Origin of the sequence: Spirillospora sp. NPDC000708 (assembly GCF_040299565.1) — a bacterium.
Lineage (GTDB): Bacteria > Actinomycetota > Actinomycetes > Streptosporangiales > Streptosporangiaceae > Spirillospora.
The window spans coordinates 51,744-69,658 of record NZ_JBEPCJ010000058.1 but is presented as its reverse complement, the minus strand read 5'-3'; the positions used below and the strand labels follow the sequence as shown (position 1 = coordinate 69,658).

Sequence of the window (17,915 nt, the reverse complement as noted above, 5' to 3'; positions counted from 1 at the left end):
AGCCGCAGGACGGCGCCGCGGCGGCGCCCGGCGCCGTCGTCTACGGGCGCGGCGAGCAGCGGCCGTTCGAGCTGGACCTCGTCGTGGTGACGGACGCGGCGGCGCTCGACGTCGAGCTGTGCGCGGTGCTGGTCGAGGCGTGCCCGGACGGCGCCCACCTCGTGCTGTGCGCGGAGCCGGGCTCGCCGCCGCCCGCCGGTCCCGGCCGCCCGCTGGACGACCTGGAGGCGTCCGAGACCGTCCCGGTCGTCGTGCTGGACGCCGCGCCGCCCGCCGATCCCGTCGCGACGCTCACCGAGGCGGTGCGCGGCGGCGAGCTGGCGGCCGTGGACGCGCCCGGCCGCGAGGTGGTGATCGTGCCCGCCGGCGACCCGGCCGAGGCCGTGCACCGGGCCGTCCAGCTCGTCACCGACTCGATCCCCCGGGCGCTCGGCATCCCGGTGGAGGACGTCCAGGTCGTCGCGGCCGCCGCGGGCGGCGAGGCGGGCACCGCCGCGCTGAACGCGGCGCTGAAGGCGCGGCTGAACCCCGGTCCCGGCGCGTTCGGCGGGATGGACCCCGGCGACCGGGTGGTCGTCGCGGCGCCGCTCGCGCAGGCCGCCGTCGGCGAGACGGGCGTGGTGACCGGAGGCGGGCCGCACGGGCTGGACGTGGAGTTCCCCGGCGGCGCGGTGACGGTGGCGCCCGCGGACGCGGCGCGGTTGCGGCACGGGTGGGCGGTGCCGGTCGCGCAAGCGCGCGGGACGCGCCGTCCGGCGGTCGTCGCGGTGCTGGTCCCGGACGGGCTGTCGCGGCCGCTGGTGGCCACCGCGTTCGGGCTCGCGCGCCGCCACCTGTCGGTGGTGCAGGCGGCCGGACCGGCTCTGGCCAGGGCCGTCAAGGAGGCCGGGGCGCGCGAGCGGCGGACGCGCCTGGCGCGGCTGGTGATGCGGTAAAGAAACCGCCGTGTCGCGGTTTACGGTTGGGCGCGCATGGGGCACGATCTGACCAATTGGCGCGCGTTTTTGACCGTGACCTCTGTGTCCTTCTTTCGTTGGACCAGATGTCAACAACAGCATCACCGGTAGGCGGAGGAGCGACATGCCCCAGCGGCTCAGGCGGCTCGGTACGGCTTCGGCCGCGGTCTCGGCGGGCGCCCTGGTCCTGGTACTGGCCGCGCCCGCGAGCGAGGCGGCGGCGGACACCTGCAAGAAGGGCACCGACCCGGCCAGCACCATCGAGAACTGGAAGTGCAACCTCGGCAACCTGCGCAAGGCGCTGACCCCGACGCCCACGCCGACGCCCACGCCGAAGCCGACGCCCACCGAGCAGACGAAGAAGCCCGCCGTCCCGAAGGCGCCGAAGAAGACCAAGGCGCCCGCGCGGTCCGGCGGGACCGGCTCCGCGCCGTCGGGCGGCGGAGGCGCGGCGGGGGGCGGGCCCGCCCCCATGACCGGCGGCGAGGGCCTCAAGCCCTACGACGACAAGGCGCCCCTGCCCGCCGCCGGGCTGCCGGGCGTCCTGCCCACCCCGGAGATCGCGGCCGACCCGAACGCCTACCGCGCCGCCCCGGGCTCCGCGACCATGCCGCAGACGCGCCTCATCTCGCCCGTCGCGTCCACCGAGCACGAGAGCGACCAGATGCTGTGGGTCGCCGCCGCCGCGGGCGTGGCGGGCGCCGTGGCCGCCCTCAACATCAGCGTCGCGGGCCGCTCCCTCCGCCGGTCCGCCGCGGCCCGCCGCAGCTGACCGCGGGCACCCGGCCGCCTCGGCGGGACGCATCAGGCACGGGACGCCGGCACCGGCCGACTAACGGCGAAGGCCCCTCCCCGAAACGGGAAGGGGCCTTCGGCTCGTCAGACGGGCTTACACGTCCGGCGCGCCGATGGAGTGCAGGCCGCCGTCGACGTGGACGATCTCGCCGCTCGTGGCGGGGAACCAGTCCGACAGCAGCGCGACGCAGGCCCGCGCGGTCGGCTCGCTGTCCTTGATGTCCCAGCCGAGCGGCGCCGCCTTCGGCCACAGCTCCGTCATCCCCTCGAAGCCGGGGATGCTCTTGGCCGCCATCGTGGCCAGCGGGCCCGCCGCGACGAGGTTGACGCGGATGCCCTGCGGGCCGAGGTACTTCGCCAGGTAGCGGGCGCACGACTCCAGGCCGGCCTTCGCCACGCCCATCCAGTCGTACACCGGCCACGACTTGGTGGCGTCGAAGTCGAGGCCGACGACCGAGCCGCCGTCCTTCATCAGCGGCAGGCACGCCATCGTCAGCGACTTCAGCGAGTACGTGGACGCGTGCACCGCGGTCGCCACGTCCTCCCAGGGCGTCTCCAGGAAGTTGCCGCCGAGCGCGGTCTGCGGCGCGAAGCCGATCGCGTGCATGACGCCGTCGAGGTGGTCGAACCCGTGCGCGCGCAGGTTGCCCTCGAGGGCGTCCAGCTGCTCGGTGTTCATCACGTCGAGCTCGATGACCGGCGGCGGGTTCTCCGGGCCGGACGGCAGCCGCTTCGCGGTCCGCGCGGTGAGGGTCGGACGCGGGTAGGCGGTCAGCACCACCTCGGCGCCCTGCTCCTGCGCGACCCGCGCGACGTGGAAGCCGATCGAGGCGTCGGTGAGGACGCCGGTGACCAGGATGCGCTTGCCTTCGAGGATTCCCATGACCTCAGTGCCCCATTCCCAGGCCGCCGTCCACCGGGATCACGGCCCCGGTGATGTAGGCGGCGTCCTCGCTCGCCACGAACCGCACCGCCTTGGCGACCTCCTCCGGCCGCGCGATCCGGCCCAGCGGGATCGCCGCGGTGATCCCCTTCTGCTGGTCCTCGGTCAGCACCGCGGTCATGTCGGTGTCGACGAACCCGGGCGCGACCACGTTCACCGTGATGTTGCGCGAGCCGAGCTCGCGCGCCAGCGACCGCGCGAACCCCACCAGGCCCGCCTTGGACGCGGCGTAGTTCGCCTGCCCCGGCGAGCCGAGCAGCCCGACGACCGACGACACCAGCACGATGCGGCCCGTGCGCGCCCGCATCATGCCCTTCACGCCGCGCTTGGCGACCCGGAACGCGCCGGTCAGGTTCGTGTCGAGCACCGAGGTGAACGACTCCTCGCTCATCACCGCCAGCAGCGTGTCCTTGGTGATGCCGGCGTTGGCGACGAGCACCTCGACCTTGCCCTGCTCCGCCTCGACCTTCGCGAAGGCCGCGTCGACGTCCTCGGCGCTGGTCACGTCGCACCGCACGCCGAACAGCCCCTCCGGGGGCTCGCCCGACCGGTAGGTGACGGCGACGGCGTCGCCCGCCGCGGCCAGCTCGCGGGCGATGGCCAGGCCGATGCCCCGGTTCCCCCCGGTCACGAGGACAGAGCGACTCATCACGACCCTCTCGTAGGCTGTCTCATTGGTCCGTCCTCCGGTGCGCGGCTCTCGGTGCGCGCTGGACCGCCCGCGGCGGGGCGGTCGCTTCCGGAGTCGCCGTCCTGCGACGACATCGCACGACCCTAGCGGCCCCCGCAGGGGAACAGGATGTGCCTTACCGACAAGATCCGCACCCCCGCTTTGTTCGCCCGGCCGCGCAGGTGAGGCGGGAGGGTCCCCGGGGGTAGGTTGCGAAAGGTGCATGACATCGATCCCGCCTTCACCGCGCTGCCGCTGCGCGCGCTGGCCGACGCGGCCCTCGCCCGGGCCCGGGAACTCGGCGCCGAGCACGCCGACTTCCGCCTCGAACGCATCCGCAGCCAGACCCTCCGGCTGCACGACGCCGCCCTGGAGACCGCGCTCGACGCCGACGACGTGGGCCTGTCGGTCCGCGTCGTCAAGGACGGCACCTGGGGCTTCGCCGCCGGCATCGACCTGACCGCGGCCGGCGCCGCCCGGGTCGCCGAGCAGGCCGTCGAGGTCGCGGCCGTCGCCCGCGCCGTCAACCGCGAGCCCATCGAGCTGGCGCCCGAACCCGCGCACGGCGAGCGCACCTGGGTGTCCTCCTACGAGACCGACCCGTTCGACGTGCCGACCGCCGAGAAGGTCGCGCTGCTGGCGGACTGGAGCCGCGGCCTGCTCGCCGACGACCGCGTCGACCACGTCGACGCGACCCTGCTGCAGGTCAAGGAGAACAAGTTCTTCGCCGACCTCGCCGGCACCGTCACCACCCAGCAGCGCGTCCGGCTGCACCCGGTCGTGAACGCCGTCGGCATCGCCGACGGCGTCTTCGACACGATGCGGACCCTCGCGCCGCCCGCCGGGTACGGGTGGGAGTGGCTGACCGGCGCCCACTGGGACTGGGACGGGGAACTCGCCCGCATCCCCGAGCTGCTCGCCGAGAAGCTCGCCGCGCCCAGCGTCGAGGCCGGCGCCTACGACATCGTCGTCGACCCGTCCAACCTGTGGCTGACCATCCACGAGTCGATCGGGCACGCCACCGAGCTGGACCGCGCGCTCGGCTACGAGGCCGCCTACGCCGGCACCTCGTTCGCCACTCCCGACAAGCTCGGCGGCCTGCAGTACGGCTCCAAGGTCATGAACATCACCGGCGACCGCACGACCGAGCACGGGCTGGCCACCATCGGCTACGACGACGAGGGCGTCGAGACCCAGTCGTTCGACATCGTGTCCGGCGGCCTGTTCACCGGCTACCAGACCGACCGGCGCATCGCCCGCCTCACCGGCGCGGAGCGCTCCAACGGCTGCGCGTTCGCCGACGCGGCGTCCAGCATGCCGATCCAGCGGATGGCGAACGTGTCGCTCGCCCCGGCCCCCGGCGGGCCGTCCACCGACGAGCTGATCTCCGGCGTCGAGCGCGGCATCTACATCGTCGGCGACAAGAGCTGGTCGATCGACATGCAGCGGTACAACTTCCAGTTCACCGGGCAGCGGTTCTACCGGATCGAGAACGGACGGCTCGCCGGCCAGCTCCGCGACGTCGCCTACCAGGCCACCACCACCGACTTCTGGAACTCGATGGAGGCCGTCGGCGGCCCGCAGACCTACGTGCTCGGCGGCGCGTTCAACTGCGGCAAGGGCCAGCCGGGGCAGGTCGCGCCGGTCAGCCACGGCTGCCCGTCCGCGCTGTTCCGCGGCGTCAACATCCTCAACACCCTGCAGGAGGCCGGCCAGTGAGCACGATCAGGCCGCAGGAGGCCGTGGAGCGGGCGCTCGCCCTGTCCCGCGCCGACGACTGCATCGCCATCGCCGAGGAGTCCACCACCGCGAACCTGCGCTGGGCGGGCAACACCCTCACCACCAACGGCGTCACCCGCTCCACCCGGCTCACCGTGATCGCGCTGCGCCGCACCGGCGACGGCGTCGCCGCCGGCGTCGTCTCGCGGTCCGCCGTCGGCGCCGACGGCGTCGAGGACCTGGTCCGCGCCGCCGAGGCCGACGCCGCCGGGAACGAGGCCGCCGAGGACGCCGCGCCGCTCGTCGCCGACGGGCCCGCCGCCACCGGCTGGGACGACCCGCCCGCCGAGACCGGCATCGGCGTCTTCGAAGGCGTCGCGCCCGCGCTCGGCGAGGCGTTCGCCGCCGCCGAGTCCGCCGGGAACCGGCTGTACGGGTTCGCCAACCACGTCCAGACCTCCACGTTCCTCGGCAGCTCCGCCGGGCTGCGGCTGCGCCACGACCAGCCGACCGGGCTGCTCGAACTGAACGCCAAGGGCGCGGGCGGCTCCGCCTGGGCCGGGGTCGGCACCCGCGACTTCGCCGACGTCGACGTCCCCGACCTCGCCGCCGGCCTCGCCCGCCGGCTGGAATGGGGCTCCCGGCGCGTCGACCTGCCCGCCGGACGCTACGAGACGATCCTGCCGCCGTCCGCGGTCGCCGACCTGATGATCTACCTGTACTGGTCGGCCGGCGCCCAGGACGCCGCCGACGGCCGCACCGTGTTCAGCGCCCCCGGCGGCGGCACCCGCGTCGGCGAGAAGCTCGCCAGCCTGCCCGTCACCCTGTCCAGCGACCCCGCCGCGCCCGGCCTGGAATGCGCGCCGTTCGTCGTCGCGCACGCCTCCAGCCGCGAGGCGTCCGTGTTCGACAACGGCCTCGCCCTCGGCGCCACCGACTGGATCGCCGACGGCACGCTCACCTCGCTCGCGCAGACCCGGCACTCCGCCGAACGCACCGGCCTGCCGCTCACCCCGTCGATCGACAACCTGTCGATGGCCGGCCCCGGCGGCGGCGCGTCCCTGGAGGAGATGATCGCCCGCACCGAGCGGGGGCTGCTGCTGACCTGCCTGTGGTACATCCGCGAAGTGGACCCGCAGAGCCTCCTGCTGACCGGCCTCACCCGCGACGGCGTCTACCTCGTCGAGAACGGCGAGGTCGTCGGGGCCGTGAACAACTTCCGGTTCAACGAGAGCCCCGTCGACCTGCTGGCACGCCTCGCCGAAGTCGGCGGGACCGTCCCGACCCTGCCCCGCGAATGGTCGGACTACTTCACGCGCGCCGCGATGCCGGCGCTACGGGTCGCCGACTTCAACATGTCGACGGTCTCCCAGGCGAGTTAGGTGTGTGGGGGTGCCCCCCGGCGGGGGCGCCCCCACACACCCGAAGCCGCCGTGCGGCGGCTTTGCCGGTTCGCGGGGGGATCAGGTGTCTTCCAGGCGGAAGCCGACCTTGAGGGTGACCTGGTAGTGGGCCACGTCACCGTCCTCGATCTGGCCGCGCACCTCCTTGACCTCGAACCAGTCGAGGTGGCGCAGGGTCTGCGAGGCGCGCCTGATGCCGTTGCGGACGGCGGTCTCCACGGACTCCGGCGAGGTGCCCACGATCTCCGTGACGCGGTACGTACGGTCCGTCATGTCATGTCTCCCATGTCTTGACCGTCCTGCTGTCGCCTATCGGACTCCATGGGCTTACCGTGGAATGGTGAAGGTCAATCACCATCGGGGACCGGAGGTCTACACGGTCACCGACGCTCCCCGTCCCATGTCCGAGGACATCGGCCACCGGCAGCGGCGCTACCTGTGGTCGATGGGGGTCCGGACGGTCTGCTTCGTCGGGGCGGTCGTCAGCGTGGTGGCCGGGGCTCCGGTGTGGCTGGCGGCGCTCCTGGTGGTCGGTGCGCTGTTCCTGCCGTACGTCGCGGTGATCTTCGCGAACGGCGGCCGCGAGCCGACGCCGTCCGCCCACTTCGACGACCGCGAGGACCCCGAACAGAAGCGGGTTTCCGGACAGCGACCGGAAATTCGGTCGTGACATTCTCTTGACTAACCGCGGGGGGTTTCGGTGTACGATTTGTACCGGCGCTCTGGTCCCCCGTCGGAGCGCCCGTGCCGGTGTTCCGGGCCCCCGTCGGAACACCGATGATGCGGCGCCGGGTGGGTTGCCCCCGTATCCACCCGGCGCCGCTTTTCATGTCTCATGGCCGTCGCGCCACCGCCCCGATGCCCCGGCTTGACCCGGGCCGGCGGCCCCAGCACATCTCCGCGAAAGCGCAAGTCCTCGCGCTGGCCTGCTCCGGCCACGAGCCGTAACCCGGCCGGTCCGAACTTTTTCCCTTCTGATCCGTGCGGATCGTCCGGCGGCCGATCCGAACCGGGTTGCGGTGCGTACTGCACCGTGGGTGAACGCCATCCCCGCGCCAGAGGGGAGGTCCCGTGGACCCGGGTTTTCTGCTGGACGGCCGGTACCGCTTGGAGCGGCGCCTCGCCCGCCACGGCCGGACGCAGGTGTGGTGCGGGCGCGATGTTCTGCTGGAGCGGCGCGTCGCCGTCACGGTCCTCGCGGTGACGTCCTCGGAGGGGTCGCTGCGTGAGCGGATCAGGGACGCGACGCGGGCCGCCGCGTCCCCGGCCCACCTTTGCGCGGTCACCACCTACGACTACGGCGAGGCCGAGGCGGCGGACGGCGGCGCGCTGATGTACGTCGTGGCGGAGTTCCTGAGCGGCGAGACCCTCGCCGCCCGCCTGGCGCAGGGCCTTCCGGCGGCCCAGGAGGCCGTGGACGTCTGCGCGCGGGTCGCGGGGGCACTGGCCGCCGCCCACGCCTGCGGGGCGGTGCACGGGGCCCTGACGTCCTCCCAGGTGTTCCTCACCGCGGACGGGGTCAGGCTGCTCGGCCTCGGCCCGGCGGGCGTGCTCGTCCGGGCCGGTGAAGGCGCGCCCGAGGCGGGCGACGGCGCGGACGACGATGTGAGGGCGCTCGGCCGGATCATCGCCGAGTGCCTGACGGGCGACCCGGAAGGCGCCGCGACCGGCCTGCCGGACGGTGTCGCCGGGCTCGTGGCGCGCTGCCGGGACCTGGACGCCGGAGCGGGCCGTCCTTCGGCGGCCGACGCGGCGCGCGTCCTCGCGGCGCAGGCGGAGAGCGCCGAGGCGCCCGCGGCGGTCCGGACCCGCGTTCTCTCCGCCGAAGCCGGGCGGCGGGGGCGGCCGCGGGGCCGCCGTGCGGCGGTCGTCGGCGGCGCCTGCGCGGCGGTGCTGGCGCTGGCCCTCCTGCCGCTGCTGATGATCCTCTCGTCGCTGCGGGACGCCCCCGCGGACGTGGCGGTACCGCTGCCGAGCCGGCCGGCCTCCCGGCCGCCCCTCGGGTCGATGGAGGACCCGGCGAGCCGTCCGCCGGCCATCCGGACGCCCGGCGCGGCGGCCTCCCCGGCCGTCCCCGAGCGGACGGTCCGCGCGGCGGCGGTGAGCGCGCTCGGGCGGATGCGGCGCTCGATCGACGTCGGCATGGCGACGGGCGAGGTCCGGCCGCGGTTCGGCACCGAGCTGGCGACCCTGGTCACCACGCTGCTGGACGAGGTGGACGGCGGCGCGCCCGTCGACCTCGGGCGGCGGATCGCGGGGCTGCGCTCGGCGCTGGCCGGGCGGGCCCCCGGCGACGTGGCGCCCGCCCGCGCGGCCGGGCTCGGCGCGCTGCTCGCCGAGGTCCCCGTGCCGTCGTGAGGCCGCCGCGGGCCGTTCCCGGCGCCTCCTCCTCCCGCATCCAGTCCGGTACCGGCGAAACCCTTGACGGGGCCGCCCGGCGAGACGAACATCACACCCGACCGACTGAGACACATCGTCCATCTGTCTCATGCTCCGCGAGGAGGCGAGTCATGACACGGCGCGCCGCGGCCCGGTGCACCCGCCCGGGGAACGGAGGTCCGCGATGAGCGGCCACGACGACGACGTGCCCGACTGGGCGCCGCGCAGCCTGTCCGACTCGGGCGACTACCGGGTGCCCCGCGACTTCCTCGGCGCCTCCGACCCGGGCGGCGTGCCCGCGGCGCGGCGGCCCGCGGGCGACCGGCGGCGCCCGCCCGCCGCGGCGTCACCGGACCCGGCGTCCATGCCGTCCCCTCCCCCGCCGCCGAAGGCGTCCCGGCCCGCGCACGCGGCGGTGAAAGGCCGCGGGCACGGCGGACACGGCGGGACGGGCCGGCATGGCGGGCACGGTGCGGCGCGCCCCCCGCGGCGCCGCTCGGGCATCCTGCTCGGCCCGCTCGCGGCGGCCGTGGGGCTGGTCGTGCTGTCGGGGTTCGGGGTGTACGCGTTCGCCTCGTCCCGCGCCGGCTGCTCCGGCGGCGATGCGATGACGCTCTCGGTCGCGGCGGCGCCCGACGTCGAGCCCGCCGTGGTGAAGGCGGCCGGCCGGTTCAACGACGCCCGGCACGAGATCGGCGGCCGGTGCGCGCGGGTGCGGGTGCGGGCCGCGGACCCGGCGGCGGTCGCGACCCTGCTGTCCGGCAAGGGCTCGGCCGGGGTCACCGAGAGGCCGGACGTGTGGATCCCCGACTCGTCGCTGTGGATCGGGCTCGTGCAGGGGTCCGGACGGGCCGCGCAGCCGGTGCCGTTCACCGCGCTCGGCGGGATCGCGTCCAGCCCGATCGTGGTGGCGATGCCGAAGGCGCTCGCCGCGCAGCTGAGGGCCGCGGGCGTGCCGGCCCGGCCGTCCTGGCGCGACCTGCTGGAGGCGGCCGGGACGGCGGACGACTCCGGCGGGACGCCGGGCAAGGGGGCGGGCGGCGGCGCGATCCCCCCGCACCTGCTGCGGCTCCAGGTGCCCGACCCCGACCGCAGCGCGACCGGCATGGGCACGCTGATGCTGGCCGGGACGCTGATGGGCGGGTCGCCGGACGGCCAGGCGGTGTTCACCGGCGTGGTCCGGACGATCCGGGAGGGCATCGCCGCGTCGGTGAACGCCGAGTTCACCGCGTTCCGCGGCGGCGCGGAGCAGCCCTACCCCGTGGCCCTCGCCCCCGAGAGCGCCGTGTACGCCTACAACGCCGCGCACGCGGCCGAGCCGGCGGTGGCGGTGTACCCGTCGGAGGGCTCGGTGGTCCTCGACTACCCGGCCACCGTCCTCACCAAGGACACGGCGAAGGTGCTCGCGGGGCGGCTGCTCCAGAAGGCGCTCACCTCCAAGGCCGCGCGCGCCGACGTGCAGAAGCTCGGCCTCCGCACGCCGGACGGCGCCGCCCCGGCGTCGTTCACCGCGCGGACGGGGCTGGACCCGCAGGCGCCGCGCGCGCTGGCCGCGCCGTCCGCCTCGACCGTCGCGCAGACGATGCAGGCGTGGGCGCAGCTGTCGCTCAGCATCCGGATGCTCAGCATCATGGACATCTCCGGTTCGATGGCCGAGCCGGTCGCGCCGGGGGTGTCGCGGCTGCAGTCGACGATCCGCACCGCGCAGGGCGGGCTGTCGCTGCTGCCCGACGACAGCGAGCTCGGCCAGTGGGAGTTCTCCACGGACCTGCCGGGCGGGCGGGACTGGCGCGAGCTGGTCGGCGTCGGCCCGCTCGGCGAGCGGCTAGGGTCGTCCACCCGCCGGCAGCGCGTGCTGAGCGCGTTCGCGCAGATGCGGGTGAAGAAGCACGGCGACACCGGCCTGTACGACACGGTCCTGGCGGCGTTCGACTACATGACGCGGACCTACAAGCCGGAGTTCGTGAACTCGATCCTGCTGTGGACCGACGGCCGCGACGAGGACCCGGACGGGCCGACGCTGGACGAGACGCTCGCCGAGCTGCGCCGCGCCTACGACCCGGAGCGGCCCGTGCAGATCAACATGCTCGGGTACGGGCCGGACGTCGACGTCCGCGACCTGCGGCGGGTGGCGCACGCGACGCGCGGCGAGGTGTACGTGGCCGAGACGCCGGAGCAGATCCAGCGGATCTTCCTCAAGGCCGTGTCGCGGCGCGTCTGCGAGCCCACCTGCTGAGCCGGCCCGCTCCCCGGAGGCGCCGAACGGAACGCTAGATTCCGCAATCTGCCCTGCCCACGATCATGGGGCATGCTCGCGCTTGCGCGGTGTTTGCTGCTAGAACGGGATTCGAGCTAAGTTAGCGTTCTGTTAGTTACGCAGCGAAAGGGGCCGAGCGTGCGCCGCACCCTGTTCAACGAGGACCACGAGGCGTTCCGGGAGACGATCCGGGACTTCATCCAGGCCGAGGTCGCTCCCGTCTACGAGGAGTGGGAGCAGGCCGGGCACCCGCCCCGCGACTTCTACAACAAGCTCGGCGAGCTGGGCGTGTTCGGCATCCAGGTGCCGGAGGAGTACGGCGGCGCGGGCGAGACCAGCTTCAAGTACCAGGCCGTGATCTCCGAGGAGTGCGCCCGCGCCGGGGTGAGCTTCGGCGGCTACGGCGTGCACGTCAACCTCGTCCTGCCGTACCTGCTGAAGTACGCCTCCGAGGAGCAGAAGAAGCGCTGGCTGCCGCCGTTCATCAGCGGCGACATGATGACAGCCATCGCGATGACCGAGCCGGGCACCGGATCCGACCTCGCCGGCATGCAGACCACCGCCAAGCGCGACGGCGACCACTACATCCTGAACGGCGCCAAGACCTTCATCACCGGCGGCGTCCTCGCCGACCGGGTGCTGGTGGTGGCGCGCACGTCGCCCGCGACGCCGGAGAACCGCCGCGCCGGCCTGTCGATTCTGGTGGTGGACACCAAGAGCGAGGGCTACTCGGTCGGCCGCAAGCTGGAGAAGATCGGGCTGCGCAGCTCCGACACCGCCGAGCTGTCGTTCGTCGACGTGAAGGTGCCCGTCGAGGACCTGCTCGGCGAGGAGGGCGCGGGCTTCGGCTACCTGACCCACAACCTGGCCGAGGAGCGGCTCGGCATCGCCACCAGCTCCTACGCCTCCGCGGCCGCCGCCGTCGAGTTCGCCCGCAAGTACGTCCAGGAGCGCACGGTCTTCGGCAAGACCGTCTCCTCGTTCCAGAACACCAAGTTCGTCCTCGCCGAGTGCGCCACCGAGGTGGAGGCGGCCCGGTCGCTGGTGGACCGGTGCATCGAGGCCCTCGACGCCGGCGAGCTGACCCCGGCCGACGCCGCGGTCGCCAAGCTGTTCTGCACCGAGGTGCAGCAGCGCGTCGTGGACAAGTGCCTGCAGCTGCACGGCGGCTACGGCTACATCCTGGAGTACCCGATCGCGCGCCTGTACGCCGACGCCCGGGTCACCCGGATCTACGGCGGCACCAGCGAGGTGCTGAAGACCATCATCGCCAAGGACATCCAGGTCTGACACGTCCGGCTTCGACGGAGGGCAGGGAGAACGACATGACCGACACCAGGGTCGCCATCGTCACGGGGTCGGCGCGCGGCATCGGCGCGGCCACCGCGGTCCGGCTCGCCCGCGAGGGCTTCGCCGTCGCGGTCTGCGACCTCGACGAGGCCGCCTGCGCGGGCACCGTGGAGACCATCGAGAAGGCGGGCGGGAGGGCCCTCGCCGTCGGCGTGAACGTCGCCGACTCCGCGCAGGTCGCCGCCGCCGTCGCGCGGATCGCCGCCGAGCTCGGCCCGCCCGTGGTGCTGGTGAACAACGCCGGCATCACCCGCGACAACCTGCTGTTCAAGATGTCCGACGACGACTGGGACTCGGTCATGTCGGTGCACCTGCGCGGCTCGTTCCTGATGAGCCGCGCCGCGCAGGAGCACATGACCAAGGCGGGCTGGGGCCGGATCGTCAACCTGTCGTCGACGTCGGCGCTCGGCAACCGCGGGCAGGTGAACTACTCGGCGGCCAAGGCGGGCCTGCAGGGCTTCACCAAGACCCTGGCGATCGAGCTGGGCAAGTTCGGCGTGACCGCGAACGCGATCGCGCCCGGCTTCATCGAGACGGAGATGACCGCGGCGACCGCCGAGCGGGTCGGCGTCGGCTTCGAGGACTTCAAGAACGCCGCCGCCAAGGAGATCCCCGTCCGCCGCGTGGGCCGTCCCGAGGACATCGCGGGCGTCGTGGCGTTCCTGGTGAGCGAGGACGCCTCGTTCGTGTCCGGCCAGGTGATCTACGTGGCGGGCGGCCCCAAGGCGTGACCCGCCCAGCGTTCGGGAGGCCGCGGTGACCGGCCCGCGGGCGGGGCGCCGGGACGAGCGGACCCGCGACCGGGAGGCGACCGAGGAGTCGCTGCGGGCGGCGGCGATCGCGCTGCTGCGCCGCGGCGGCGTCCTCGCGGGCCTCAACCTGCGGCAGGTCGCCGACGAGGCCGGCGTCAACCGCGGGCTGGTCTACCAGTACTTCGGGTCGCGGCGGGCGCTGCTGCGCTCGGCGCTGTTCCACCGGTCCCGGCCCAACGCCGAGGACGCGGCGGGCGCCGCCGGGCTGCCGCTGCGCAAGCGGCTGTCGCGGCTGTTCTGGACGAGCCTGCGCCACCCGGAGCCGGTGCTGCTGGCGACGCTGCTGGTGCTCGACGGCGACGACCGGCCCCGGGTGCTGCTCAACCGCGGCGAGGGCCGCAAGGACCTCGCCGCGGAGGCCGCCCGGGGCGAGCTGCCGATCGACGACGTGGAGGCCGTGCAGGCGGCGATCGCGTCCACGATCTACGGGTACACGCTGCTGCGCGAGCACCTGGCGCGGGAGATCGACGTCCCGGCAGAGGAGCTGGACGGGCGGATGGCGCGCTGCGTGGAGGCGATGTTCACCCGGCGCCCGCCCGGCGGCGAGGAGCCCTCCCCGTAGGTCCGGTCTGTGGGTCCGGTCTGTGGGGCCGGTCAGTAGGTCCGGGCCGCTGCGAGCCGCTCCCGCAGCTCGGCGGGCGCCCGCACCAGCGACGGGCCGTACCAGGTGAGGTGCCGCCCGCCGACCAAGGCGACCTCGATGCCGGGGAACGACTCGGGGCCGTCGTCCTCGGTGAAGCGGTACGGCTCGTCCGGCAGGACGACCAGGTCGGCGCCGGACGCGTTCAGCTCGTCCAGCGGGATCTTCGGGTACCGCTCGGGGTGGCCGGCGTAGACGTTGGCCACCCCGAGGCGGGACAGGACGTCGCCGGTGAAGGTGTCGCGGCCGACGACCATCCACGGGCGCCGCCAGACCGGGACGACGGCGGCGCGCGGTTCGCCGGGCGTCACGGCGGCCCAGACGCGGGCCGCCTCGTCCAGCCAGCCCGGGACGGGGACACGGCACGCCGTCGTGAGCATCCGCCGCAGCGACGCCAGCGCCTCGTCCACGGTGCGGATCTCAGTCATCCACACCGCGACGCCGGCGGCGCGCAGCGCCTCGACGTCGGCGGGGCGGTTCTCCTCGGTGTTGCCGAGGACGACGTCGGGCCGCAGCTCCCTGATGCGCTCCAGGTCCGGGTTCTTGGTACCGCGCACCCGCGGGACGTCGAGGCCCTCGGGATGCGTGCACCAGTCGGTGGCGCCGGCGAGGAGTCCGGGGGCGGTCACCGCGACCGTCTCGGTCAGCGACGGCACGATCGACACGACGCGGCGCACCCGCTCCGGAACGGGAACGGGCGCGCCGGTGTCGTCGCGGGCGGCCATGCGTCGCGGCGCTCAGACGTTGCGGCGGTACTGGCCGCCGACCTCGAAGAACGCGTCGGTGATCTGCTGGAGGCTGCACACCCGCGCCGCGTCCATCAGCACCGCGAACACGTTCCCGCCCGACCGCGCGGCCTCCTTGAGCTCGGCGAGGGCCGTCTCCGCGTCGCCGCGGTGCGCGGCCTGGTAGGACCGGACCCGCTCCAGCTGCGAGCGCTTCTCGTCCTCGGTGGCGCGGGCCAGCTCGATGGTGTCCGGCGTCCCGTCGCCCGCGTCGGGGAGGCGGAAGGTGTTGACGCCGACGATCGGCAGCGACCCGTCGTGCTTGCGCTGCTCGTACAGCATCGACTCGTCCTGGATGCGGCCGCGCTGGTAGCCGGTCTCCATCGCGCCGAGGACGCCGCCGCGCTCGCTGATCCGGTCGAACTCGGCGAGGACGGCCTCCTCGACCAGGTCGGTCAGCTCGTCGATGATGAACGACCCCTGCAGCGGGTTCTCGTTCATCGCCAGGCCCCACTCGCGGTTGATGATGAGCTGGATCGCGAGCGCGCGCCGGACCGACTCGGCCGTGGGCGTGGTGACGGCCTCGTCGTAGGCGTTGGTGTGCAGGCTGTTGCAGTTGTCGTAGATGGCGATGAGCGCCTGGAGCGTCGTGCGGATGTCGTTGAAGTGCATCTCCTGCGCGTGCAGGGAGCGCCCCGAGGTCTGCACGTGGTACTTCAGCTTCTGGCTGCGCTCGTTGGCGCCGTAGCGGTCCCGCATGGCGACGGCCCAGATGCGGCGGGCGACGCGGCCGAGCACGTTGTACTCGGGGTCCATGCCGTTGGAGAAGAAGAACGACAGGTTCGGCGCGAAGTCGTCGATGTCCATGCCGCGCGCCAGGTACGACTCGACGTAGGTGAACCCGTTGGCGAGCGTGAACGCGAGCTGGCTGATGGGGTTCGCGCCGGCCTCGGCGATGTGGTAGCCGGAGATGGACACCGAGTAGAAGTTGCGGACCTTGTTGGCGATGAACCACTCCTGGATGTCGCCCATCATCCGCAGCGAGAACTCGGTGGAGAAGATGCAGGTGTTCTGGCCCTGGTCCTCCTTGAGGATGTCGGCCTGGACGGTGCCGCGCACGGTGGACAGCACCCGGGCGCGGACCCGCGCGGCCTCCTCGGCGGACGGCTCGCGCCCGTGCTCCGCGCGGAACGCGTCGATGCCCTGGTCGATCGCGGTGTTGAGAAAGAACGCGAGGATCGTCGGCGCGGGCCCGTTGATGGTCATCGACACCGACGTGGTCGGCGACGACAGGTCGAACCCGTCGTAGAGCGCCTTCATGTCGTCGAGCGTCGCGATCGAGACGCCGGACGTGCCGACCTTGCCGTACACGTCGGGACGCTCGTCGGGGTCGCGGCCGTACAGGGTGACCGAGTCGAACGCGGTGGACAGCCGGGTGGCGGGCTGGCCCTCCGACAGCAGCTTGAAGCGGCGGTTGGTGCGGAACGGGTCGCCCTCGCCCGCGAACATCCGCGCCGGGTCCTCGTTGTCGCGCTTGAACGGGAACACCCCGGCGGTGAACGGGAACCTCCCGGGCAGGTTCTCCGAGCGCAGGAACCGCAGCAGCTCGCCGTGGTCGGTGTAGCGGGGCAGCGCGACGCGCGGGATCCGGCTGCCCGACAGCGACTCGCGGGTCAGCCTGGTGTGCAGCTCCTTGTCGCGGATCCTCACGACCTGCTCGTCGCCGGAGTAGGACTCGACCACGGCCGGCCAGCCCTCGATCAGCGCCGCGTTCTCCGGGGCGACGTCGCGGCGGGCCTTCTCCAGCAGCCCCTCGACCTCGGACGCGTCGGTCAGCTCGGCGCGGACCTCGTCGAGGCGCTGCACCCGCCGGACCGCCTCGGCCTGCGCGGCCGTGTCGGCGTGGTAGCCGCGGACGGTCTCGGCGATGTCGGACAGGTACCGGACGCGGCCCGGCGGGATGATCGTCGCCGCGCCGGTCGACACCCTGGTGTCGACGTGCGGCAGGGCGCCGTCCCGCAGGGTCAGGCCGTGCTCGGCGAGCATGCCGCCGAGGTGCTGGTAGAGCGCGGTGACGCCGTCGTCGTTGAAGGTGGCGGCGCTGGTGCCGAACACCGGCATGTCCTCGGGCCGCTGCCCGAACGCCTCCCGGTTGCGGACGAGCTGCCGGGACACGTCGCGGCGGGCGTCCTCGGCGCCGCGCCGCTCGAACTTGTTGATCGCCACGACGTCGGCGAAGTCGAGCATGTCGATCTTCTCGAGCTGGGACGCGGCGCCGAACTCCGGCGTCATCACGTACAGTGAGACGTCCACCAGCGGGACGATCGCGGCGTCGCCCTGCCCGATCCCCGGCGTCTCCAGGATGATCAGGTCGTATCCCGCGGCCTTCACCGCGGTGAGGACGTCCTCGATGCCCTCGGGCAGCTCGCGGGCGCCGCGGGTGGCCAGCGACCGGAAGAAGACCTTGTCGCCGTCCAGGGAGTTCATCCGGATGCGGTCGCCGAGCAGGGCGCCGCCGCCGCGCCGCCGGGTCGGGTCGACGGCCAGCACCGCGACGCGCAGCCGGTCGCCCTGGTCGACGCGCAGCCGGCGGACCAGCTCGTCGGTGAGCGACGACTTGCCGGAGCCGCCCGTGCCGGTGATGCCGAGCACCGGGACGCGCCGGCCGGACGCCGCGTCGGCGAGGGCGGCGCGGTCGGCGTCCGCCAGCTTCCCGGCCTGCAGGCAGGTGATGGTGCGGGCGAGGGCGCGCCGGTCGCCCGCCACGACCGCTTCGGCCGGGACGGGCTCGTCCGCCAGGTCGACGTCGCAGTCCCGGACCAGCTCGTTGATCATGCCGGGCAGGCCGAGCCGCTGCCCGTCCTCCGGGGAGAAGATCCGCACGCCCGCGTCCGCCAGCCGGGCGATCTCCTCGTGCACGATCACGCCGCCACCGCCGCCGAACACCCGCACCTGCTCGGCGCCCGCCTCCTTGAGGCTGCGCGACAGGTACTCGAAGTACTCGACGTGGCCGCCCTGGTAGGAGCTGATGGCGACGCCCTGCGCGTCCTCCTCCAGCACGGCGTCGACGACCTCGCGGACGGACCGGTCGTGGCCCAGGTGCACCACCTCGGCGCCCTGCGACTGCAGGATCCGCCGCATGATGTTGATCGCCGCGTCGTGCCCGTCGAACAGCGCGGCGGCCGTCACGAAGCGCACCGGGTGCACCGGCTTGTGGAGCGGTCCGGTCACGTCCCCCACCTCAACCTTTGGACATCCAATATTTG

At 73.7% G+C, this 17,915-nt stretch carries 14 protein-coding genes and 1 pseudogene; 10 read left to right on the top strand and 5 right to left on the bottom strand.

The window, feature by feature from the left end:
• Both ABT299_RS33380 and ABT299_RS33375 read left to right on the top strand, forming a co-directional pair.
• A pseudogene (locus ABT299_RS33380) lies at window positions 1-935 on the top strand (helix-hairpin-helix domain-containing protein); the annotation flags it as partial.
• A gap of 145 nt (window positions 936-1,080) precedes the next feature.
• On the top strand, window positions 1,081-1,728 hold the full coding sequence (locus tag ABT299_RS33375) for a hypothetical protein (RefSeq protein ID WP_500253167.1): 648 nt from the start codon (window positions 1,081-1,083) through the stop codon (window positions 1,726-1,728).
• A gap of 117 nt (window positions 1,729-1,845) precedes the next feature.
• On the opposite strand, the gene fabI is transcribed toward ABT299_RS33375, so the two are convergent.
• Entirely contained in the window at window positions 1,846-2,634 is a 789-nt protein-coding gene (gene fabI, locus ABT299_RS33370; protein WP_500253166.1) for an enoyl-ACP reductase FabI, read from the bottom strand.
• Window positions 2,635-2,638: 4 nt separating this feature from the next.
• Window positions 2,639-3,343, bottom strand: coding sequence for a beta-ketoacyl-ACP reductase (locus ABT299_RS33365; protein ID WP_173093449.1), 705 nt, complete (start codon window positions 3,341-3,343; stop codon window positions 2,639-2,641).
• Window positions 3,344-3,583: 240 nt separating this feature from the next.
• On the opposite strand from ABT299_RS33365, the gene ABT299_RS33360 reads away from it, so the two are divergent.
• Both ABT299_RS33360 and ABT299_RS33355 read left to right on the top strand, forming a co-directional pair.
• Window positions 3,584-5,083 carry a metallopeptidase TldD-related protein gene (locus ABT299_RS33360; RefSeq protein WP_190856436.1) on the top strand — a complete coding sequence of 500 codons (1,500 nt, stop codon included), beginning with the start codon at window positions 3,584-3,586 and terminating at the stop codon, window positions 5,081-5,083.
• A 5-nt stretch (window positions 5,084-5,088) separates the two neighbouring features.
• Complete coding sequence (locus ABT299_RS33355) at window positions 5,089-6,465, top strand: metallopeptidase TldD-related protein (RefSeq protein WP_387019262.1); 1,377 nt, start codon at window positions 5,089-5,091, stop codon at window positions 6,463-6,465.
• 81 nt (window positions 6,466-6,546) lie between these two features.
• Here ABT299_RS33355 and ABT299_RS33350 read toward each other — a convergent pair whose 3' ends face one another.
• Complete coding sequence (locus ABT299_RS33350) at window positions 6,547-6,759, bottom strand: dodecin (RefSeq protein WP_190856435.1); 213 nt, start codon at window positions 6,757-6,759, stop codon at window positions 6,547-6,549.
• Between the two features lie 67 nt (window positions 6,760-6,826).
• Between ABT299_RS33350 and ABT299_RS33345 the strand changes: the two genes are divergently transcribed.
• From ABT299_RS33345 to ABT299_RS33320, 6 genes are all read left to right on the top strand, one after another.
• Entirely contained in the window at window positions 6,827-7,156 is a 330-nt protein-coding gene (locus tag ABT299_RS33345) for a DUF3099 domain-containing protein (protein WP_190856434.1), read from the top strand.
• 401 nt (window positions 7,157-7,557) lie between these two features.
• Window positions 7,558-8,844, top strand: coding sequence for a hypothetical protein (locus ABT299_RS33340; RefSeq protein WP_500253165.1), 1,287 nt, complete (start codon window positions 7,558-7,560; stop codon window positions 8,842-8,844).
• A 205-nt stretch (window positions 8,845-9,049) separates the two neighbouring features.
• Complete coding sequence (locus tag ABT299_RS33335) at window positions 9,050-11,101, top strand: substrate-binding domain-containing protein (RefSeq protein ID WP_500253164.1); 2,052 nt, start codon at window positions 9,050-9,052, stop codon at window positions 11,099-11,101.
• A 159-nt stretch (window positions 11,102-11,260) separates the two neighbouring features.
• Entirely contained in the window at window positions 11,261-12,412 is a 1,152-nt protein-coding gene (locus tag ABT299_RS33330; protein ID WP_190856431.1) for an acyl-CoA dehydrogenase family protein, read from the top strand.
• 35 nt (window positions 12,413-12,447) lie between these two features.
• Window positions 12,448-13,203, top strand: coding sequence for a 3-oxoacyl-ACP reductase FabG (fabG, locus tag ABT299_RS33325; protein WP_190856430.1), 756 nt, complete (start codon window positions 12,448-12,450; stop codon window positions 13,201-13,203).
• 25 nt (window positions 13,204-13,228) lie between these two features.
• A complete protein-coding gene (locus tag ABT299_RS33320) occupies window positions 13,229-13,846 on the top strand; it encodes a TetR family transcriptional regulator (protein WP_206699938.1) in 618 nt (205 codons plus the stop codon).
• A gap of 32 nt (window positions 13,847-13,878) precedes the next feature.
• On the opposite strand, the gene ABT299_RS33315 is transcribed toward ABT299_RS33320, so the two are convergent.
• Together ABT299_RS33315 and icmF are read right to left on the bottom strand one after the other, a co-directional pair.
• Window positions 13,879-14,649, bottom strand: a complete 771-nt coding sequence (locus tag ABT299_RS33315; protein WP_500253163.1) for a helical backbone metal receptor — start codon at window positions 14,647-14,649, stop codon at window positions 13,879-13,881.
• 12 nt (window positions 14,650-14,661) lie between these two features.
• Entirely contained in the window at window positions 14,662-17,880 is a 3,219-nt protein-coding gene (gene icmF / locus ABT299_RS33310) for a fused isobutyryl-CoA mutase/GTPase IcmF (RefSeq protein ID WP_500253162.1), read from the bottom strand.
• Window positions 17,881-17,915: the final 35 nt, after the last annotated feature.